Origin of the sequence: Sorangium sp. So ce327 (assembly GCF_051530205.1) — a bacterium.
GTDB classification, from domain to species: domain Bacteria; phylum Myxococcota_A; class Polyangia; order Polyangiales; family Polyangiaceae; genus Sorangium; species Sorangium cellulosum_B.
This window is the reverse complement of the sequence record NZ_CP150330.1, coordinates 5,006,737-5,027,587: the sequence shown is the minus strand read 5'-3', so window position 1 is coordinate 5,027,587 and position 20,851 is coordinate 5,006,737. Positions and strand designations below refer to the sequence as shown.

The window sequence follows — 20,851 nt, the reverse complement described above, 5'->3', positions numbered from 1 at the left end:
GCCCCTCGCAGAAACCCTGGCTCCTCCTCCGTGACCCCGCGCCCCGCGACCCAGCCGGCCACGGTCTTCGCGCAGGCGCTCGGCATCGCGGTCGTGACCGCCTCGCAGCGCGACGGCGTCGCGCCGCCCGAGGTGTGCGCGCGGATCGGTATCGATCCCGCGGTGCTCGGCCGCGCCGACGCGCGGGTGACGCACGACGAGCTCTGCCGCGCGTGGGCCGCGTTCTCGGCCGCGGACGAGTCGTTCGGCCTGCGCGCCGCGGTGCTCGTCGACGCCGCGCCTCAGTCGCTCGTCGAGTACACGTTCGCGAGCGCTGGCGACGTGTGCGGCGCGGTGCGGGCGTTCCTGCGCTTCCAGCGGCTCATCCACGACGCCGCCGCGCACACGTTCGAGGAGGGGCCGGCCCACGTGACGTTCCGCTTCGCGCTCGCGCCCGGCCACACGGCCCCGAGCGCGGTGTGGGACTACCTCGCGGCGACCACCGTCCTGCGCTTCCGGCGCGCCGCGACGCCCCCGCGCGAGCCCACGGTCGTCCGCCTCGTGCGCCCTCCGCTCCTGGACGACGCGCTCGCGCGCAGCGTCTTCCGCGCGCCCATCCGCTACGGCGAGCCGCGCGCCGAGGTCGAGTACCCGAGGGCGCTCCTCGACGCGCGGATGAGCACCACCGACCCGATGCTCTACGCGCTCCTCGCCCAGCAGCTCGAGCGCGCGCTCGGCCTGCCCGCGGGCGAGCACCGCGTGCTGCCGCGCGCCGAGGAGGACGTGCTCGCGCGCGTGCGGCGCGAGCTGCGCACGGCGATCCCGCAGGGCGAGGCCACGCTCGACCACGTCGCGCGCGCCGTCGGCCAGAGCGCGCGCAGCCTCCAGCGCCGCCTCTCCGAGCGGGGGACGAGCTTCCAGGCGATCGTCGACGACGCGCGGCGCGCGATGGCCGAGGAGCTGCTCGCGGCGCACCGCGCGACCGTGACCGAGGCGGCGTTCGCGGTCGGGTTCACCGACGTCGCCGCGTTCACCCGCGCGTTCAAGCGCTGGACCGGCGTGCCTCCCGGCGCGTGGTCCCGCCGCCGCTGAGCTGCCCCGGCGTGGGCGCGGCGTCGAGCGACCCCCGGCGGCGCAGGCCCCGAACCACCGCGACGGCCGACGTTCCCCCTCGGGACGCCCGTGACCACGGACCTAAAGGTAAATTTTTCTTATCCCCCTACACAACGCTTCGATAAGACCTTACACAGCGGCGGCGGCGGCTGCCCGGCGCGAAGCGCCCCCATCGAGCGTCACGCGCTCGTGCTAGGATGCGCCCGCCCGCCAAGAAAGGTTCATGATGTGGCTCGATCGGGTCATCAAATCGCTCTTACCTCGTGAAGAGCACTTCTTCGACTTGCTCGAGCGGGGCGCCGACTGCGCGCTGCAGAGCGCCAACGTCCTCTCGGAGTGCTGCAGCGCCCGGAGCGCGAGCGAGAGGCAAGCCCTTGTCTCGCGCATCACCGACATCGAGCACGCCGCCGACGCGGTGATCCGCGATGTCTACGACGCTCTCAACAAGACGTTTGTCACGCCGCTCGATCGCTCCGACATCTACGCCCTGGCGACGGACCTCGAGAACGTCTCGGATCGCGTCCACTCCACGATGATGCGGGTCGTGGTCCACGCCATGGAGGATCTCCCGCCGGTGAGCCAGGAGCTCGCCGCGAAGATCCTCGAAGGGTGCTCCGAGATTCACAGCGCCGTCAAGCTGCTCCGGGGGATGAAGCGGGTGACGGAGATCAACCGGCATTGCAAGGCCATCGCCAAGCTCGAGCACGACGGCGATCAGATATTCCGCTCGGCGATCGTCGAGCTCTTCAACACCGAGAAGGACGCCATCCACCTCATCAAGCACAAGGAGTTCCTCGAGGGGCTCGAGAACACCCTGGACGCCTGCGATGACGTCGCCAACGCGCTGGAGGCGCTGGTGATCAAGAACGCCTGAGGGGCGCGCCATGAACACTCTCCTCGTCACGCTGACCCTCGTGATCGTGGTCGCGCTCGTCTTCGACTACATCAACGGCTTTCACGACACGGCCAACGCCATCGCCACGGTGGTGAGCACCGGAGTCCTCCCCATCCGCACCGCCGTGCTGCTCGCGGCGCTGTTCAATTTCGGGGGCGCGCTCACCGGCACGGCGGTGGCGAGCACCATCGGGAAGGGGCTCATCGTCCCATCGGCGGTGACCCAGGTGGTGGTGCTCAGCGCCCTCGTCGGCGCGATCTTCTGGAACCTCTTCACCTGGTATTTCGGTATCCCGTCGTCGTCGTCTCACGCCCTCGTGGGCGGGCTCGTGGGCGCGGGCGCCGGGCGGGCGGGCGCAGCGGCCGTGCAGGGGGCGGGGCTCCTGAAGGTGATCAAGAGCCTGATCATCAGCCCGCTCGTGGGCTTCGCGATCTCCTTCCTCGGGATGATCGCCATCTTCTGGATCGTCCGGCGCACCCGGCCGGCGGTGGTCAATCGGCGCTTCCGGATCCTGCAGATGGTCTCCGCTGGCTTCATGGCGCTCTCGCACGGGAGCAACGACGCCCAGAAGACCATGGGCATCATCACGATGGCGCTCGTCGCGTACGGCGCGATCCCCTCGGACCATGGCGACTTCCACGTGCCGCTCTGGGTGGTCTTCGCCTGCGCGACGGCCATGGCCCTCGGCACGGCGGCGGGCGGGGTGCGGATCATCAAGACCATGGGCACCAAGATCATCGACCTCAAGCCGATTCATGGCTTCGCCGCCGAGACCAGCGCGGCGGCGACCATCTTGACCTCGTCGTTCATGGGGATGCCGGTGTCGACGACCCACGTGATCACCGGCTGCATCATGGGCGCGGGCGCGAGCCAGCGGGTGAGCGCGGTGCGCTGGGGCGTGACCACGCGCATCCTCTGGGCGTGGGTGCTCACGATCCCGGTGAGCGCCGTCGTGGCCTGGGCCTGCTATCTCGGGCTCTCGTCGATCCTCGGCGGTTGAGCGTCGCCGCGCCGCGCCGTCATCGCTGACAGCTGACCGCTCACCACTCACCGCTGACGCTTCCCAAGGAGGCCCTCCGTGCACCGTCGCCATGCGCTCTGGATCTTCATGCTCTGCCTGGCTCCCCTGCTCGCCGCGTGCGGGCACCCCTGGAAGACCATGCGTGAAGCCGTGCCGAACCCGTTTTACGGCCAGGGGCGCTTCGGGGTCGTCCCGATCGTCTTCTACGGCCTCCAGGTCGGCGACGGCTCCGAGGCCGAGTGGATGGCGGAGAAGGACGCCGAGCAGCAGCAGAGCTGGCAGGAGGACAAGGCGGCGATGAACGAGGAGTTCACCGAGGCGCTGATCGCGACGGCGGCGTCGGAGGGCGTCGCCATCGTCAGGGCGAGGAGCGCAGCCGACGCGCCGTTCTTCCTCCGCGCGAACGTGACGTTCTACGAGCCCGGCATCTTCGCGGTCGTGCTCAACAAGAACACGCGCCTCAAGGCGATGGTGCAGCTCACCGATCCGGCCGGGGGCGTGTTCGACGAGTTCTTGATCGACACCGCGGTGCCAGCCTCGTTGACCAACCCGTCGAGCGGAGGGCGCGCGCGGACCGCGGCGAGCCAGCTCGGGAAGCTCGCCGCGAGGTACATCATCCATCGCGTCCAGGGCGAGGACTGAGCGCCGCGGGGCGCGGTCAACGCGCGATCTGCGCGAGCGCCGCCTCGGCCGACGGCGCGGCGAGCCCCAGCTCCGTCGCCCCGTAGCGCGCGAGCGCCCGGCGGTCTGCCGGCGAGAGCGGCCGCGCGTGGAGCGCCTTCGCCGCCGCGGCGGCGCCCTCACCGCAGGACGCCGGTACGCTCGATCCGTAGCGCAGCGCCCGGTGCGTCCTGATCATCGCGAGCACGTCGAGCGACGCGCCCGCGTAGTGCGCCACCTGATCGAGCAGGAACGCCGCCAGGGGCCGCGGCACGGGCACGCTGTCGAGCGCGTCGGTCACGCGGAGCTCGTAGACGAAACGCTGCTTCGACGGCAGGAACGTGGTCCGGTCGAACGTCGCGTCGCACGAGAGGAAGATCTGCGACGTCGGGACCAGCACGCGGACGGACGGGGCCACGTCCCACGCGGCGATCGTGTGGTTCCACGTCGGCCAGAAGAGGCCGACCCCGCGGACGTCGAGCCGGCGCGCGAGCCCGGCGAAGAGCGCCGAGAGCTCGTCGCACTCCGCCGTCGCCGAGGGCCCGGCCGACGACGCGAGCGGAGGGCTCTGCCTCCACGCGGCCCAGATGTGCCAGGCGGTCGGGTTGCGATCGGTGATGCTCCAGCGCAGCCGGAACGGACCGCCGTCGCGCGTCATCTCGAAGAGCGTCCGGACGCGCACGTAGTCGCGGACCCGCCCGGCGCCGCACTCGAGCCCGTGCTCCGCGCAGAAGCGCTCGGCGTCGGGGCGCCGCGCGTCGGCGGCGCACGCGTCGATGCGCTCGCCGAGGCGGGCGGCGAAGTCGCGCATCGGCAGCGCGTCCGGGAGCGCCTGGCTCTCGGTGGCGGCGCAGGCCTCGGCGCGCGCGGTGGCAGCGGGCGCGGTCAGCGCCGCGGCCAGCGCGAGCGCGAGCAGGTGATGCGGTCCGGGGAGCGAGCGGCGGTTCGGCATCCCCCTTCATCGCGCGGCGGCGGCGGAGTGTGACCGGATGCGGTCACGGCCGGGCGCCCGCCCTCGGCGCGTGCTCCGCCGTCGCGGCGCCGGCGGCGCCCACCGGGCCCTACCGGCCGCCCTCACTCGATGGTCGACGCCGTGACCATGATCGGCGTGTCATCGTGGTTCGAGATCTGCGGATAGGTCGGGTACCACGACCCGCCGATGTTGTTGGTGATCACCGACCGGTCGATGACGATGTTTCCGGTGTGATCGTTGCTCACGAAGAAGATCGCGCTCCCGTGGGCGTTCACCTCGTTTCGCTCGATCCGGGTCCCGCAGAGCGTGAGCGTCATCGTGGTGCCGTCGTTGTAGATGGCCCCGCCGCTGCCGCCGCCCGGCGTCCCGGCCATCGGGGGGTTGCCGCCGTTGCCGAGCGCGCGGTTGTGGGAGAACAGGCTGTTGATGACCGTCCACGAGACGCCGATGCTGCTGATGCCGCCGCCGTTCGCGCACTCGTTCCCGTAGCCTTCGGCGCCGCCGAAGGTGCTGTTCACCACGTGGAGCGGAAGGCCGTTGTACTGCATGAACGCCCGGATCCCGGCGCCGCCGATGTCGGGGCCGGTCGGATCACACGTGTTGTTGAAGAAGCGTGAGTTGACGACCTTCAGGCGCCCGCCTTGCGCGAAGATGGCTCCGCCGCCCTCGTCGTCATCGTTCGTCGAGTTGCCCCCGAAGAACGTGAGGTTCTGGACCGTCAGGCGCGGGTGGTCCTGGTTGTCGCAGTTCGGCGTCGTCCAGACTTGCGCCTCGTCGCAGGTGTTCATGTAGAGGATCCGCCGCTGCCCGCCCCCGCTCAAGGTCACGAGCCCGCCGCCGTCGATCACGATCTCGGGACCCGTATCGTTGAAGATCTTCGCCGTCTCCTCGAGCGTGATGGTGATCGGCTCCGGGCCGCAGTCGAACGTGATGATGCCGCCGGCCGCGACGGCGCTGACGACGGCCTCCGAGGTGCAGCTCTCCGGCGTCCCGTCGCCGATCACCGTCGTCGGTGACGAGGTGTCGGCGGCCTGGGCCTCGGCCGGAACAGCGCAGCTCCCCTCCGGGTTGCCTGCCGCGGGGCCATCCCCCTCATGCACCGGAGGCTCCGGCGTCGAGCCGCCCGAGCCCGGGCCGGCTCCCGAGGAGCTCGTCGCTCCGGCGCCGCCCGTGCCTGTCCCCCCGTCACCCCCATGCGGGTCGTCCCCGCAAGCCGCAACTACGGTCGCCATCGACAAGCACAAGATCAGCCCCAGCGATCGCCGCATCACGCCCTCCTCGATCCGAAAGGTTTTGCTCAGCGGCGTGGACACCTCTCGGGCCGCTCGCTCCTCGCGTGGCCAGTCGCCAGCATCATCGCAGCGTACCTCCGTCGTGCGGCGGTCCGCTCATCGATCCCACAGCGACCGAAGAGCCCATGGCACACCCGCGACACGGATGTCCCCCGCGATCAGCCGCTGCGCCCTGTGAGGTTGGGGGCACACACCAGGCACACACGTTGCTATGAGAGCTCACCGGAGGGACGAGATGCACAACATGGCGTGGACGGTCGCGGCGCTCCTGGTGGTCGGCTGTGGAGGGGCGGACTTGCCCGCGGGCTGGGAGGATGCAGAGGCGATCGAGGGCCTCACCCAGAGCGAGTGCAAGGCGGGCGTGTCCGAAGACACGGTGCAGGAGGCGCTCGTGGCGACGCCCGAGCGCGGCGCTGTTCACATCGAGTACCGCGCCGCGCATTTCCGCTGCGACCAGGGAGTGGAAGGGTTCGTCCGGACCGCCGGCGGCAGGGTGGATGTGCTCGTGCAGCCCGTGGACATGGACCCCGGGGCCGTGGCCGGGTGCGACTGCCGCTATGATATCGACATGGCCATCAAGGGCCTGAGCAAGGGGGCTGTCGCCGTCGAGCTATACCGCCGCTGGGACAACCTCAACGAGCCGAACGATCCGAAGAAGATCGGGTCCGCCGAGGTGCAGATCCCCTGAGATCGCCGCGTCCCATCGAGGGCGAGGCGGCGCCTCGCGCCGTCGGAGGGGTGAGCGGCGGCGTCCCTGCACGCCTGCGCTGGAACATTCAGACGTCGCGCGGGCCGGACCGCTCGCCCTCGATCTCCACCTCGAGCCCACCTGGCTCCGACGGCCGCAGGCTGAGGCGGAAGCCGTGGAGCTCCGCCGCACGGTAAGCGATGTGCAGCCCGAGCCCCTGCCCGTCCGGCGCGCGCGTGCGCGCCTGATCCGCGCGCGCCCCCCGCTCCACGAGCCTCGACAGCGCGCCGGGATCGATGCCCGGTCCATCGTCGAGCACGCGCAGCGAGAAGCGATCGGGCGCGGTCGGCTCCAGGATGACGGCGACGTGCCCGCCCGGCCGGTTGTAGCGGATGGCGTTGTACGCGACATTGCTCACCGCCTGCTCGATCAACGTCACGTCCGCCTGGATGATGAGCGGCTCGGGGGGCACGGCGCCCTCGATCGCCACGCCGACCTGGCGCGCGATCGGGCGGTGGCGGCCGATGACCCGCAGCACGAGCGCGTTGAGGTCCACGTCGCTCCGCTGGAGCGCCGCCTCCGCCGCGTCGAGGCGCGCCACGGTCGCGAGGTTGTGCACGAGCGACGCCATGTAATGCGCCTCGTCCATCGCCGAGACGAGCACGCCCACGTCGACGGGCTGGCCCTCGGCCGCGCGCTGCCGGAGCGTCGCGAGGTGTCCCTGCAGCACGGTCAGCGGGATCATCACGTCGTGCGTCGTGTTCGCGAGGAAATGGCGAAGCGCCTCCTCGCGCCGATCCTTCTCCTTGAGCTGCGCGCGGATCTCGCCGCCCGCTGCGTTGAACGCCCGCGCGAGCTCGCCGATCTCGTCGCGGCCGGCGACCTCGACGGCGCTCCCATAGCTCGTGGAGGCCGAGCGCCGCACGGCCTCGGTGAGCTTGCGGATGCGCCGCACGACGGGGCCCGCGGCGAGGAGCACCGCGCCGAGGACGACGGCCATCGGGAGGAGCCAGAGCTCGGTCGCGGGGAGGATGGATCCCCACGCCGGATCGGTCGTCCCGCGCGCCAGGACGAACGCGCACGGCCCCGCGCTCCAGGGCATGCGCACGAGCACCTCGACCTCGTTGCTCCCCCACGCGAACGGCTGGACCGCGACGTCGTCCTGCTGGATCGTCGCGGCGAGCGTCTCGGGGATGACGGGCGCGGCCGGGTTTTGAGCGCGGAGCTGCGCGTCGTACGCGAACAGCACGGCCGGCCGCGCGCGAGGTCGCTTCCCGAACCCATCCTGCGAGGGTGGTGGCGGGGGCGGGAGCCCGGCGGGCGGCGGGCCCTCAGCGTCCGGGCGCTCCCCCGGCGGAGGCCCACGACGCGGTGGAGGTCCACCCGGCGGGCCAGGGCGGCCCGGGCGCGCGCCCGGGCCGGGGCCGCGCGGGGTCTCGCCGCCCCAGGACGCCGGAGCCGCCTCGCATTCCTCGCGCCCCGTGGCCATGCGCGCGTGGACGAACTCGGTGAGGATCCGCTCCGCGGCGCGGTGCTGCAGGACCGCGTCGTACCAGGAGAGCGCGAGCATCACCGGGAGCACCGCGGCGATGGTCGTGACCGCGAGCCGCTGGCGGAGCTTCACGCTTCCTGCTCGGCGACCAGCCGGTAGCCGATCCCCCAGACGGTCTCGATGAACGTCCCGCGCCCGAGCTTCTTGCGCAGCCGCGACACGTGGACGTCGAGCGTGCGCTCGGTGCCGTCGCGCTCCGGATCGAGAGCGCGCTCCACGAGCCACCGTCGCGTCGCGGCCGCTCCCGGCCGCTCCGCCAGCGCGGCGAGCAGGCTGAACTCCACGCGCGTGAGGTCGACGCGCTGGCCCCGCACGTGGACCTCGCGCCCCGCGCGATCGATGCGCAGCGGACCGACCTCGATGACGTCGCCGCGCTCGAGCGCCGGGCGGCGGAGCCGCGCGCGCACGCGCTCGACCAGCTCCTCGGGCCAGAACGGCTTGGTCATGTAGTCGTCCGCGCCGAGCTTCAGCGCGCGGACCTTGTCCGCCGTGTCGTTGCGGGCGCTGAGCACCAGGACCGGCACATCCGAGCGCTCGCGCAGGTCCTTGAGCATGTCCATCCCGTGGGCGCCCGGGAGCATCAGATCCAGCACGACGAGCTCGACCTCCGGCAGCGTGCCCGGCGGAAGGCGGCGGCCCTCTCTCCACCACGTCGGCTCGTACCCGGCGTCCCGCAGGCGCTGGACGACCTGCGCGCCGAGGTCCTGATCGTCCTCGATCACCAGCACACGCTTCGACATACCCTTCCTCGCGCCCCGCGCTCGTCCGGAGCGCGGACGATCCTAGCGCGCCAAGGCCTCCTGCGCGGCGCAACGCGCGTGCACATCACAGATGTGACGTTTGCGACCGGCGCTTCAGAGTTCCTTAAGAGATGAGTTCCATGCTGCGGAGGTGTCGAGGAGCGGCGCACGCAGCGCGCACGCTCGGACACCGACCATCGAAGAAGGAGCCAGGATGACGAGCGACGCGATGAACGACCCCTCACCTCACCCCCTCACACGCCGGACCCTCCTGCGCGGCCTCGGCGCGGGCCTGGCGCTCGCGCCGCTCGGCGCGCTCCCCGCCTGCGGAGGCGCCGACTCGACCCCGGGGACGGGCGGCGCAGGCGGAGCGGGCGGCGGCACCGGCGAGGCGGGTGCCGGCGGCCAGGCGGGCACCGGCGGCGGGGGTGACTGGGCTTCGGGTGGCACGGGCTCGATATCGGACGATTACCGGGATCCGTTCACCGATGGCCGAGGCGCCGCCTGTGCTCTGACGTGCGCGATGACGCTGGGTCCCTGTTACGCGCAGACGATCGAGCGGAAGGACATCAGCGAAGGCTACCCCGGCTTGCCCGTCCGGCTCGCACTGCGCGTCGTGGACGAGGCGTGCGCTCCCATCGAGGGGGCCACCATCGACATTTGGCACACGCGCAACACCGGCCTCTACTCAGGGGACGACGCGGTGGACATGTGCACGGGTGGGGATGAGGACGCCCTGAGCCACAGGTACTTCCGAGGCATGCAGCCGACAGACGCGCAGGGACGGGTCGATTTCGACACCTGCTATCCGGGCTGGTACTCCGGTCGCGCCATCCATATCCACTTCACCGTGCGCGTCGGAGGCGAAGAGTACGTGACGTCTCAGCTCTTCTTCCCGGAAGAGCTTACCGCCGAGCTCTTCGCGGGACACCCCGATTATGCGGCGCTCGGACAGCCGGATACGACGAACGCGAGCGACTCCATCTATGGCGGCGAGGAGTACCTCCTCTCGACCGAAAAGCAGGCGGACGGATCTCTGCTCGCGTGGAAGACGCTCGTGATCCGCTCCTCGCTCGCGGACGAGCTCTGCTCGACAGGCGGTATGGGAGGGCCGCCCGGCGGCGGCATGGGCCCGCCACCCGGCGGCTGATCCAGGCGCCAAGACCGCCTGGGCGCAGCCCACGACGCCGGGCGAGCCCGACGTGGACCGCTTGCACCCGCGGGAGCGGCCATACAGACTGGTCCGCGCACCATGGTCGAGCTGAGCCATCAACAGATCGAGCGCTTCATCGCCGATGGATTCGTCCGGATCGATGAAGCGTTCCCGCGGGTCCTCGCCGACGAAGGCCGCGCCATCCTGTGGCGTGACACCGGGATGGATCCGCAGGATCCGAAGACCTGGACGAAGCCGGTCGTTCGACTCGGGATGTACGGCCAGCGACCGTTCGCTGACGCCGCGAACACGCCAGCGCTTCACTCCGCGCTCGATCAGCTGGTCGGCCGCGGGCGCTGGCAACCGCAGAAAGCGCTCGGCACCTTCCCAGTTCGCTTTCCGTCTCCCGACGATCCAGGGGATACCGGCTGGCACGTCGACATGAGCTTCGGCACCGAGAACCCCGACTTCATGTCGTGGCGCGTGAACGTCGCGTCGCGCGGCCGCGCGCTGCTCATGCTGTTCCTCTTCTCGGATGTCGGCGAATCCGACGCGCCGACGCGCATCCGGGCAGGGTCCCATCTGGACATCGCGAGGCAGCTCGCGCCGGCGGGCGAGCCGGGGCTGACGTTGCGAGAGCTGGCCGCGAACGGCTTCGCCGAGACGGCCCACCGACCGCAGGTGCTCGCGACCGGCGAGGCGGGGACGGTCTACCTGTGCCACCCGTTGCTGGTCCACGCAGCGCAGCCGCACCGCGGCACGCGCCCGCGCTTCATGGCCCAGCCGCCGCTGCTCCCGACCGAACCGCTGCGGCTCGATCGCGAAAGCGGCGAGAGCTCACCGGTCGAGCAAGCCATCCGCACGGCGCTGCGCGGGGATCCGTGAGCATCGGACACGCCTCGACACACCGGCCGCGCGCGTCGGATCACCGTCAGCCCGCGGCGGCGCGCGCCCCGCGCGCTCGCCGCACCCGGTCGACCGCGACGGCGACGACGATGATCGCGCCCGTCGCGATCTCCTGCACCCAGCTCGGCAACCCGAGGTGGACGCCGCCTGTCCGGATGACCGTGATGAGCAGCGCCCCGATCACGCTCCCCGCGACGCTCCCCTCGCCGCCCGAGAGCGGCGCGCCGCCGATGACCACCGCCGCGATGACCTCGAGCTCCAGGCCGATCGAGTCGGTCGGGTCACCCACCGTCAGCGTCGAGAACTCCATCACCCCCGCGACGCCGGCGAGGAGGCTCGACAGCGTGTACACCGCGATCTTCACGCGCCCCGTGTCGATGCCGCACAGGCGCGCCGCGGCCTCGTTGCTGCCGACCGCGAACACGTGCCGCCCGAAGCGCGTGAACATGAGGACGGCGAAGACCAGGATCGCCAGCGCCGCCGTCATCCACAGCCCGGGCGCGGTGAGGTCGGACGACAGCAGCGCGTCGAGACCGCGCGGATCCGCGTCGATCTTCTGCTCGGACGCGAGCCCCTTCGCGGCGCCGCGCAGCGCGCTCATCGTGCCCAGCGTCACGACGAAGGGCACCATCCGCGCCCGCCCCACGAGCGTCCCGACGAGGGCGCCCACGAGGCCCGCCGCCGCCGCGGCGACGAGCGCCGCCGGGAGCGCCGGCACCCCCGCGCGCAGGAGCTTCGCGAGGACGACCGTCGTGAACGCGACGAGCGAGCCCGTGGAGAGGTCGATCCCGCCGGTCGCGATGACGAGCGTCATGCCGACGGCGCAGATGCCGACCACCACCGTCTGCCGCGCCATCGTGAGCAGGTTCTGGCTGCGCAGGAACGTGTCGGGCGTCAGCGCCGCGAAGAGCGCATAGACGAGCAGCAGCGCGACGAGCGGCCCCACCCACGGCGGACGCTTCTTCACGAGGATACCTCCAGGAGGAGCGACGCCTCGGTCCATGACGACGCGGGCCGCGGCGGGTCGAGGGTCCCCCGGCGGAGGACCGCGATGCGATCGCAGGTCGTGACGAGCTCGTCGAGCTGGCTCGACACGAGCACGATCGCCTTGCCGGCGCGCGCCAGATCCCGGAGCAGCGCCAGCACCTGCGCCTTGCTCGCCACGTCGATGCCGCGCGTCGGCTCGTCGACGAGGAGCACGTCGAAGTCCTCGCGGAGCAGCCGCGCGATCTGGACCTTCTGCTGGTTGCCGCCCGAGAGCTCGCCGGCGCGCTGCTCCGGCCCGCGTGCCCGGATCGCGAGCTCCTCGATCCAGCGCGCGCCCTCCGAGAGGACCGATCTCGGCCTGGCGAAGCGCGGGGCGCGCGGCGAGAGCCAGACGTTCTCGGCGAGCGAGCGGCCGAGCATCAACCCTTCCCCGCCGCGATCCTCGCTCAGCAGGCCGATCCCGCGAGGAGCGCGCAGCGCGACCGTCCCGCCGCGCCTCGGATCGAGCCCCGCGAGGATGCGGAGGAGCTCCGTCCGCCCCGAGCCCACGAGGCCGGCGATGCCAAGGATCTCCCCCCGGCGCAGCGTCAGCGACGCGCGCTTCGGCCGCTTCACGCCGGAGACGCCCTCGGCCTCGAGCACCACCTCGCCGCCGTCCGGGCGCGCCGCCTCGGACACCGCGCACGCGCGCGTGTCGGCGCTCGCGCGCGTGTCATCGAGCGCGCGGCCCAGCATCTCGCGGACGATCTGCGCCGGCTCGATCTCGCGCGGATCGCCCTCTCCCGCGACGCGGCCGTCGCGGAGCACCGTGTAGCGATCGGCGTGCGCGCGCACGTCCGAGAGGAAGTGGGTCACGAGCAGCACCGCGAGGCCGGCGTCGCGCAGGGCGCCGACGCGCTCGAACAGGCGCGCGGCGTCCGACTGGCCCAGGCTCGATGTCGGCTCATCGAGGACGAGGAGCCGCGCCGTGAGCCGCCCGTCCTCGCGGAGGCCGCCCTGCGCGAGCGCCCGCGCGATCTCGACGAGCTGCTGATCGGCGACGCCGAGCTCCCCGGCCCGCGCGTCGAGCGGCACGCGGCCCGGATCCGCGGTGACGAGCGCGATCGCCGCGCGCGCCACGGCGCGCGCGCGCGGGCGGTCCCGGATCTCTAGCCCTAGCCGCGCGCGCGCGAGCGGCTCGATCCCGAGCACCACGTTGTCGACGACCGTGAGGTGGGCGCAGAGCGTCCGCTCCTGCGGCACCAGGACGACGCCCGCGCGGCGCGCCTCCTCGGCCGACGCCGGCGCGTACCGCGCCCCTCCGAGCAGGATCGCGCCCGCGTCCGCGCGCTCCATGCCGAGCAGGACGCGCGCCAGCGTGCTCTTGCCCGCGCCGTTCTCGCCGAGGAGCGCGTGGATACTCGCGGGCGCGACGAGCAGCGAGACGTCGCGCAGCACCGGGTTCGGGCCGAACGCCTTCGCGAGGCCGGTCACCTCGAGGAGGGGCGCGCGCTCTCCGCCCACGGGCCGCTCACTCCCCGAGCCACCTGGCGAGGTCGGGTCTCACGATCTCCTGCACCGCCGGATCGTCGAGGTCCTGCCTCGTGACGACGCGCGAGCCCGTGTCGATGCGCGCCTCGACCTTCTCTCCGTGGAGGTGCGCCACCATCGTCTTGACCGCGACGTACCCCATGTTGAACGGGTTCTGCACGACGAGCGCCTCGATGTCGCCGTCGCGCAGCGCGCCGAGGAGCTTCTCCGACGCGTCGAAGCCGACGAACTTCACCTTCCTCGCGACGTTCGTCTTGCGGAGCGCCTGGAGCATCCCGAACGTCGTCGACTCGTTCGGCGTGAACACCCCGGCGATGGCCCCTTCCGCCGCCCTCTGCGCGAGCAGCAGGCTCTCGCTCTTGTGGAACGCCGACTCCGTGGTGGCGCCGCCATACTGGTTCTCGCTCGCGATGGTGACGCCTGGACTCGCGCGGATCGCGTCGAGGAACCCCTTCTCGCGGTGCTGCGTGCTCGCCGAGCCCTCCTGGTAACGGAGCACGACGACCTTGCCGTCCTCGCCGATCGCCTTGCCGAGGTGCTCACCGGCGAGCCTCCCGGCCGCCTCGTTGTCGGTCGCGACGAAGCTCACGTGATCGTCGCTGGCGAGATCGGAGTCGAACACGACCACCGGGATCTTCGCCTGCCTCGCCGCCCGCACCGGCGCCCTCAGCGCCGCGGCGTCGAGCGGCGCGAGCACGATGCCGGACACGCCCTGCGCGACGAAGCTCGAGACGACATCGACCTGCGCCTTGAGGTCGTCCTCCCGGAGCGGCCCTTTCCACACGACGTCGACGTCGAGCTCGCGCGAGGCCTTCACCGCGCCTGCGTGCACGCTCTTCCAGAACTCGTGTGTCGTCCCCTTCGGCACGACGGCGATGCGGAGGCGCGCGCCGCCCGTCGCGCCCGGGCCCGCGTCCGTCGACGTCGTCGCCGATGACGACGTCTTGGAGCACGCGGCGAGGACGGCAATCGCGAACGCGCACACGACGACATGGACGCTCATGGGCGCGAGAGGATAGTCGACGGATCGCGGCCACGCTCGCGCGGGCGAGCATGTCGTCGGCGGAGATCCGTCCGACAAGCACCATGGGAGTTCTCGGCTGCACCCGGCGCAGGCAAGCTCATCCCGGCGCCACGCTCGCCTGCAGCTCGTCATTCACCCGGGTCGAACCGGCGAGCGTGCGCGCAGGTCGAGCCGGGTCGGACGGCGCCGCTCAGTCAGCTCGGCGGCGCCGCCTTCGCCTCACAGGCCGAGGAGCTCCTGGAGAAACACGCCGCCCTTCCCGGCCCCTGCGTGCGTGAAGAACAGGCGCCCCGACGCGAAGTCGCCGCCCTCCGCGACCCACTCGGCCGCGTGAGCGCGCAGCCGGGCGACGGCGCGCGGCGGGAACGCGAACGGCGAGCGCGAGCGGTAGACGAACGTGGCGTCGTAGTCGACAGGATAGCTAGTGAGCGTCAGGTAAAACCACCCTTTCCGCTCGAACACGAACGGCGACTCGGTATAACCGCTGTTGCGCATCGCCGTCTCCGGCCCGAGCGTGAGCGCCATGGCCGGCGGGCTCCAGTGGAAGAGATCCAGCGACGTGCGGTAGGCGACGCCGCTCAGGGGCGACTCGATCGACGCGCAGCGCGTATAGTACACCACCCACAGATCGCCGAGCCGGGCGAGCATCGGATCGCGGGCGACGCAGATGTCCTCGAACAGCGTCCCTCCCTCGCGGCTCCAGGTAAACCCGTCGCGCGAGCGCGCGATCCGGAAGCCGGATCGGTCGGGGTCGTGCGTGCCCACGTGAAAGATCATGACCAGGCTGCCGTCCCGGTCCCGGACCATGTGCGGGGCCCAGATCCAGCGCTCGTCGGAGAGGGCGCGAATCGAGGAGCGCTCCGGCGCCAGCGTGAGGCTCGGTGAGACGGATTCCATCCAGCTCACCGGCCCGGGGCCAGGCGCGGTGGCGAGGACGAACTCACGCTCGGCGTCCGGTCGATAAGGCTCGAGGTGAAAGATCCCGCTGAGGATCCAGCGGCCGTCGGCGAGCTGGATCATCGAGTGATCGTTCACATAGAACGGCCCTCCGGGGATGCTCTCCGAATCGAAGATCTTCACCGCGGGCCCCTGCGTGAGCTGAGGCGTGGGAGGTCCGGAGAAGAACCGCAGCGTGTAACCCCGCTCGCTCCAGGGCGCCGGGGAGCGTGTCGCGTCGATTTCGAGGACCGGGCGCCTGCCTGCGCCGCACTGTTCGGGGAGGAGGTCGATCCAGAGCGCGTCCTCGGCGAGCGACCGGACAGGGTTCGCCTGCATCTCGTGGAGCACGCCGACCTCCCGCCCGTCGAGCCTCACGCGCGCCGTCTGCGGGGCGTTCGCCGCGGAGTACGCTCGGAGCAGCAGCAGGCCGCGCGCATCGGACGGGCAAGCGACCTCGATCCGGGTGATCCCGCGGCCCTCGCTGGACCAGGATCGCCGCCGGAGCTCCAGCCGCTCGGCGTCGACGGCCGAATGCACGAGCCGCCGCCGCCCGGCCGCACGGACCTCCTGCTCACCGATCACCTGAACTTCCGGGAATGCGTAAGAGAGGCCCAGCGAGCGCACCCGCAGCGGCGTGTAGGCGCCGGTCGGCCCGGCCTCGATGCCGAAGCGCAGACCGGAGCGGCTCACGATGGGATCGGCCACGTGCAGGCGGTACAGGGAATGGACGAACGTGGCGTTCTTCCATCCATCCTCGGGATCGACGACGAGGAAGCGGGGCAGCCCGCTGAAGGGGTTATGGTGCGCGCCCAGGAAATAGAAGCCTCCATTGAAGTAGTCCTCGGTGCCGGTCCCTATCTGCAGCGGGTGCGACATCCCGTCGGTGCGGATCATCTCGTCGCCCTCGAGGTACGTCCGATCGTTCGGCCGGCCGCCGCTGATCTCCTCGAGAAGCGCGACGAACTGGAGCGGCTCATCGCTCTCGAAGAGGGGCATCGTCGTCTCGCGTCCGGGGGCCATCTGATCGCGGTATTGCGCGATCAGCCGCACGCCTCGGCGGGCGGGCGCGAGGTCGACGGCCGCCTCGACACCCGCGATCTCCTGCCCGGGCGCGGCCTCGAGCGAGAGCACCTCGCCTTCGGCCAGCGGGATCGGCAGGCGCGTCGCGAGCCTGCCTGCCCCTCTGGCGTCGGGCGTCCAGGCGGCGTGCAGCGCGCTCCGGAAGGTCGTCCATCCGCCGTCGGCGTCGGTGCCCGAGCTGGCGAGGCCGAAGAAGAACGACGCTGGTATGGGCGGCTGTCCGCCGATCCTCACTGAGAGGTCGTTCAAGCTCCCCGCCGGGATGTGAACGTCGATCCCTGATACGGTCGCGGGGCCTGTCGCCAGGACGAGCGGCGCGCTGGCGCTCAGGCTCTCCCGGCGCGGCGGGGCAGGCAGGGTGGCTGTCCAGTCCTCCGTCATGAATCGCGACAGCTCCTCGGGCGTCGGTCCCGACGCGGCCCCGGGGCCCTCGCGGTACGTGATCTGGTAATAGATGGGAACGCCCCGGAAGCGGACCTTGGCCTCGCTCGACCAGGCGAAGGGGACGTAGCTGGTATACGCGCCCGAGCTCGCGTCCACGTCGAGCACGAGAGGCGATCTCCAGGGGCCCCTGCCTCCGAAGAAATCGCCCGGCGACCCGCGGAACGCCGTGTGTCCGTCGATCTCGATCCAGATCTCCTGGTCCTGCCTCTCGAGCTCCGCGCGGGGGGCGGTCATCCAGATGCGCGCGATTCTCCCCTCCCCGCGGGCGTGAAACAGAACCCGGTGGTCCCCCTCGAGCGCGACCCCCGGGCGATATCCATCATCGTTGCCCCCTGCCGGGTCATGCGTTGTCACGCTCCGTGTCATCCACCCGGGATGAAAGGAGAGGAGATCCTCCAGCACCGGCGTGATCGACGCGGCGCCCGGCGCAATGGCGAGGGACGCGCCGAGGAGATGGCGGGCCGCGCTCGAGACAAGGCGGTCCAGGAGCGCGCCGCGCCCATCGAGACTTCCGGCGTTCATGATCGAAACCTAATGGCGCGAGCGACGCCAGGGGAGCGGGCTCGGCGAGGCATTACGCTTGCACCGCCGCGAAGCGAGGACATGCGCGACGCACCGATCGCGCACTCGAGGGGGGGGTAATTCATGCGCACCCGCCGCGATCGACGCCCTGTCGAAGGCTCGCCCAGCGTCGGGCCACGCGCATGCGCGCGCGGCCTCCTGCTCGCGCTCCTCTCTCTATCGCCGCTCGCGGGCGCCGGCGACGCGCCGCGCCGCGCGCTCGCCGCTCCCATGGAGCAACGGGACGCCCCGGGAATGTCCCCGAGGCCGCGGCTCCAGCTCGATCGCGCAGCCTACGCCGAGCGGCTCCGCGCGATGTGGATTGGCGCGTGCATCGCCAACTGGACAGGGCTTCGCACGGAGGGCGTCCGCATCGAGCGCCCCTTCTTCACCGACGCTGACTGGGGAAAGCCCCTGGGGCGCGACGGGGCGCCGATCGACTTCGTCCTCCTCGACCCCTGCCCGGCCGACGATGACACCGACATCGAGTATGTCTACCTCCACCTCATGACCGAGGCGGGGACGCTCTTCCTCTCCCCCGAGCGGATCCGGGACGGATGGCGCGCGCACATCAACGACTTCATCTGGGTCTCCAACCGGAGGGCGCGCGATCTCCTCGAGCGCGGCCTGCTGCCCCCCGCGACGAGCGATCCGGCGCTCAACCCGGACGCGCTCCAGATCGACGCCCAGCTCACCACGGAGATCTTCGGCGCCCTCGCGCCCGGCATGCCGGAGTTGGCGCTGCGGATCGCCGACCTCCCCATCCGGACCACCGCGCGCGATCACGCCGCGCACGCCGCAGAGTTCCATGTTCTCCTCTTCTCGCTCGCGACGACCGTCGATCTGGAGAAGCCGCGGCGACAGGAGATCGTGCGGATCGTCCGTGAGGCCAGGAGCTACCTGCCGGCGGAGTCCAAGGCCGCCGACGTCATCGACTTCGTGCTGTCCGCCTATCTATCGACCAGCGATCGCGCCGAGGCTCGCGACGACTGGGAGCGCGCCCGCGACGCCATTGCGGATCGCTACCAGGAGCGGGCCTCGGCGCATGGCTTCGTCTATCGGGGGTTCACGGAATCCGCGATCAACCTGGCGACCGCGACGCTGGCCCTCCTGTTCGGTGAGGGGAGCTTCCGGCGCACCGTACAGATCGGTACCCTGTCCGGCTGGGACTCCGACAACGGCACGGCGACCATGGGCTCGCTCGTTGCGCTCATCGGCGGGATGGAGGAGCTGCGCCGCGCCTTCCCCGGCGCGCGCCTGTCCGACCGATATCGTATCCATCGCACGCGCCCCACCCTGCCGGACCGGCTTCCGCAGGATCGCGAGGCCGAGGACACCTTCACGGAGGTAGCGACGAGGATGGCCACGCTTGTCGACCTCGCCGTGCGGGAGGGAGGCGGCCAGGTCGAGCCGACCCGATGGGTCGTCCCGCCTCGCGCCCGCGACGGCACAGCACCCGGCGCGCGCGCCGCGCCCGGTTCCGAGCCGCGGCCTCGCGCTCCTCGCCCGGCGAGATGACCTGGCGCTCAAGGCGCCTCGGGCCATCCGCGAGGTAGCGCCGGTGGCCGGTACCGATGCATCTTAATCGGTCCAGCGGTCTTCCAGAGGCCCTCTCCGGTCGGCACCTCCTCGGTATTCTCGGTGTACTTTGCGAACCCGAATCGCATCTGTTCTCTCCCGGCGCGCCGCAGCGCCGCCGGGGCAATTCAACACGTGGATGAATCTTTGCGTGGGGTCGATTTTCCAGAAGGCGACCGGCGCACGCGAGCTGCTCTTGACGACCAACGCGTGCAGCGTCGCTGCACGATGAAGACGTTTACCGCAAGGAGCTCCGCCAGACCGTATCCCGCGCAAAGATCAGCGTCATCGATTATACTCGTCATCGATCCCGGGGCTCCGGCGAGGCATGCACTGGAAAATTCCGCCTCTGGAGACCTCTCGTCGCGAACTAACTTCGTGCCCGCGGACCGCGCTGGCACGCGTTCCAGAAGGAGTCGGCTCATGAGATTGCCTAGGATAGCCATTGCATTGCCAATGGTGGCTTTGATCGGCGCGGGGTGCGGCGGGGCCAACGACGGCAACGGGGACAGCGCCGGCTCGCAGAGCAGCACCGGCACCGGCACCGGCAACGGCACCGGCAACGGTTCCGGCTCTGGCTCCGGCAATAGCACCAGCACCAGCACCGGCTATGACGACACCTTCGGCAACGGAAGCGGCGCGGGCTCGGGCGGGGGCTCCGGCGCGACCGGAAGCAGCAACGGGAGCTCGACGGGCGCGGGGGAAGCGTGCGCCACCCAGTCGTCCCAGGCCGGATTTCAACAGGTGTACCTCGCGTTCGCGTTCGACGTATCGGCCAGCATGACAGCGAGCGACGTGGAGTGGCGCAGGAAGGATCTCAAGTGGGATCCCGTCGCGATCGCGACGAAGCAGTTCTTCGTGGATCCCTCGTCCGCCGGGTTCCAGGCGTCGCTCACGTTCTTCCCAGGCGCGCAAGCGGCGCGTCAGGCGTGCCAGGCCGACATCTACTTGACCCCGCATGTCCCGATGACGCCGCTGCCCTCCCCGGCGTTCGGCATGGCGATCGATGCCATCGAGCCGGAGATCAGCAGCTCGAGAACGTGGCGCACCACCACGCCGACGGTATTCGCGGTCGAAGGCACCCTCGCCTTCATCGAAGCGCAGCGCCAGCAGAACCCCGGGAAATATGCGATCGTGCTCGTGACCGATGGCTATCCGCAGCTGTGCGGGGGCGCGGCGGACACGCTCGAGGCCGTCGTGACGCAGGTCAACGCGGCGCGCGCCGCCAACATCCCGACCTTCGTGATCGGGGTCGACAGTCCGCAGGGGGAAGCAGACGCGCCGCCTAGCCTCACCAACCTGCACCAGATCGCCGAGGCGGGCGGCACGGGAGAGGCATCCATGCTGAACACCGGCAACCCAGACGAGACGATCGCCGCGTTCAAGACGGCCATCGAGAAGATCCGCGGCGCCGCCGTCTCGTGCACGATCCCGATCCCGCCGCCGCCCGACGGGAGGAGCTTCGACAAGCAAAAGGTCAACGTGACCTACACGAGCGCCACGAGCAACATGCCGACGACCCTCACGTATGACCAGGCCTGCGCGGCCGCGGGGACGTGGCGCTACGACGACCCTGCGAACCCGACGGCGATCGTCCTCTGCGACGATACCTGCGCCGTGGTTCAGGCCGACGTCGAGGTCTCGCTGGGCGTCGACTTCACCTGCGAGGACGTGATCCAAGTGCCCCAGTGATCGACGACGCTCGCTGACCGACACGGGTCTTCGCGAGGAGGCGC

17 protein-coding genes are annotated in these 20,851 nt (G+C 71.2%); 9 read left to right on the top strand and 8 right to left on the bottom strand.

Going from position 1 to position 20,851, the window contains the following annotated elements; translation table 11 throughout:
- The first annotated feature begins 30 nt into the window (after positions 1 to 30).
- The 4 genes from WME95_RS18805 to WME95_RS18790 all read left to right on the top strand — a co-directional run bounded on the left by WME95_RS18805 (position 31) and on the right by WME95_RS18790 (position 3,650).
- Positions 31 to 1,071 (top strand): AraC family transcriptional regulator ligand-binding domain-containing protein, encoded by a 1,041-nt coding sequence (locus WME95_RS18805; protein WP_437909736.1) that lies wholly within the window; start codon positions 31 to 33, stop codon positions 1,069 to 1,071.
- Between the two features lie 244 nt (positions 1,072 to 1,315).
- Entirely contained in the window at positions 1,316 to 1,966 is a 651-nt protein-coding gene (locus WME95_RS18800) for a DUF47 domain-containing protein (RefSeq protein WP_437909735.1), read from the top strand.
- A 10-nt stretch (positions 1,967 to 1,976) separates the two neighbouring features.
- Complete coding sequence (locus WME95_RS18795) at positions 1,977 to 2,987, top strand: anion permease (protein ID WP_437909734.1); 1,011 nt, start codon at positions 1,977 to 1,979, stop codon at positions 2,985 to 2,987.
- Positions 2,988 to 3,065: 78 nt separating this feature from the next.
- Positions 3,066 to 3,650, top strand: a complete 585-nt coding sequence (locus tag WME95_RS18790; protein WP_437553389.1) for a hypothetical protein — start codon at positions 3,066 to 3,068, stop codon at positions 3,648 to 3,650.
- Between the two features lie 16 nt (positions 3,651 to 3,666).
- On the opposite strand, the gene WME95_RS18785 is transcribed toward WME95_RS18790, so the two are convergent.
- Together WME95_RS18785 and WME95_RS18780 are read right to left on the bottom strand one after the other, a co-directional pair.
- Positions 3,667 to 4,620: a hypothetical protein gene (locus WME95_RS18785; protein WP_437909733.1), complete on the bottom strand. Its 954-nt coding sequence runs from the start codon at positions 4,618 to 4,620 to the stop codon at positions 3,667 to 3,669.
- A gap of 122 nt (positions 4,621 to 4,742) precedes the next feature.
- Positions 4,743 to 5,873, bottom strand: a complete 1,131-nt coding sequence (locus WME95_RS18780; protein WP_437909732.1) for a hypothetical protein — start codon at positions 5,871 to 5,873, stop codon at positions 4,743 to 4,745.
- A gap of 295 nt (positions 5,874 to 6,168) precedes the next feature.
- On the opposite strand from WME95_RS18780, the gene WME95_RS18775 reads away from it, so the two are divergent.
- Entirely contained in the window at positions 6,169 to 6,621 is a 453-nt protein-coding gene (locus tag WME95_RS18775) for a hypothetical protein (protein ID WP_437909731.1), read from the top strand.
- 88 nt (positions 6,622 to 6,709) lie between these two features.
- On the opposite strand, the gene WME95_RS18770 is transcribed toward WME95_RS18775, so the two are convergent.
- Both WME95_RS18770 and WME95_RS18765 read right to left on the bottom strand, forming a co-directional pair.
- On the bottom strand, positions 6,710 to 8,245 hold the full coding sequence (locus WME95_RS18770) for a sensor histidine kinase (RefSeq protein ID WP_437909730.1): 1,536 nt from the start codon (positions 8,243 to 8,245) through the stop codon (positions 6,710 to 6,712).
- On the bottom strand, positions 8,242 to 8,913 hold the full coding sequence (locus WME95_RS18765; protein ID WP_437909729.1) for a response regulator transcription factor: 672 nt from the start codon (positions 8,911 to 8,913) through the stop codon (positions 8,242 to 8,244). Before WME95_RS18765 ends, WME95_RS18770 begins: the two co-directional genes overlap by 4 nt.
- A 214-nt stretch (positions 8,914 to 9,127) precedes the next feature.
- Between WME95_RS18765 and WME95_RS18760 the strand changes: the two genes are divergently transcribed.
- Complete coding sequence (locus WME95_RS18760; RefSeq protein ID WP_437909728.1) at positions 9,128 to 10,063, top strand: protocatechuate 3,4-dioxygenase; 936 nt, start codon at positions 9,128 to 9,130, stop codon at positions 10,061 to 10,063.
- A 102-nt stretch (positions 10,064 to 10,165) separates the two neighbouring features.
- Positions 10,166 to 10,951, top strand: coding sequence for a phytanoyl-CoA dioxygenase family protein (locus WME95_RS18755; RefSeq protein ID WP_437909727.1), 786 nt, complete (start codon positions 10,166 to 10,168; stop codon positions 10,949 to 10,951).
- A gap of 46 nt (positions 10,952 to 10,997) precedes the next feature.
- On the opposite strand, the gene WME95_RS18750 is transcribed toward WME95_RS18755, so the two are convergent.
- The 4 genes from WME95_RS18750 to WME95_RS18735 form a co-directional block, all read right to left on the bottom strand.
- On the bottom strand, positions 10,998 to 11,939 hold the full coding sequence (locus tag WME95_RS18750; RefSeq protein ID WP_437553381.1) for an ABC transporter permease: 942 nt from the start codon (positions 11,937 to 11,939) through the stop codon (positions 10,998 to 11,000).
- Positions 11,936 to 13,462, bottom strand: a complete 1,527-nt coding sequence (locus WME95_RS18745) for a sugar ABC transporter ATP-binding protein (RefSeq protein WP_437909726.1) — start codon at positions 13,460 to 13,462, stop codon at positions 11,936 to 11,938. The genes WME95_RS18750 and WME95_RS18745 overlap by 4 nt, the downstream gene beginning before the upstream one ends.
- A 7-nt stretch (positions 13,463 to 13,469) precedes the next feature.
- Positions 13,470 to 14,492 (bottom strand): ABC transporter substrate-binding protein, encoded by a 1,023-nt coding sequence (locus WME95_RS18740; protein ID WP_437909725.1) that lies wholly within the window; start codon positions 14,490 to 14,492, stop codon positions 13,470 to 13,472.
- Between the two features lie 240 nt (positions 14,493 to 14,732).
- Positions 14,733 to 17,498 carry a DUF2961 domain-containing protein gene (locus WME95_RS18735; protein WP_437909724.1) on the bottom strand — a complete coding sequence of 922 codons (2,766 nt, stop codon included), beginning with the start codon at positions 17,496 to 17,498 and terminating at the stop codon, positions 14,733 to 14,735.
- 294 nt (positions 17,499 to 17,792) lie between these two features.
- Between WME95_RS18735 and WME95_RS18730 the strand changes: the two genes are divergently transcribed.
- Entirely contained in the window at positions 17,793 to 19,055 is a 1,263-nt protein-coding gene (locus WME95_RS18730; RefSeq protein WP_437909723.1) for an ADP-ribosylglycohydrolase family protein, read from the top strand.
- 516 nt (positions 19,056 to 19,571) lie between these two features.
- Entirely contained in the window at positions 19,572 to 20,807 is a 1,236-nt protein-coding gene (locus WME95_RS18725; protein ID WP_437909722.1) for a vWA domain-containing protein, read from the top strand.
- The last annotated feature ends 44 nt before the right edge of the window (positions 20,808 to 20,851 follow it).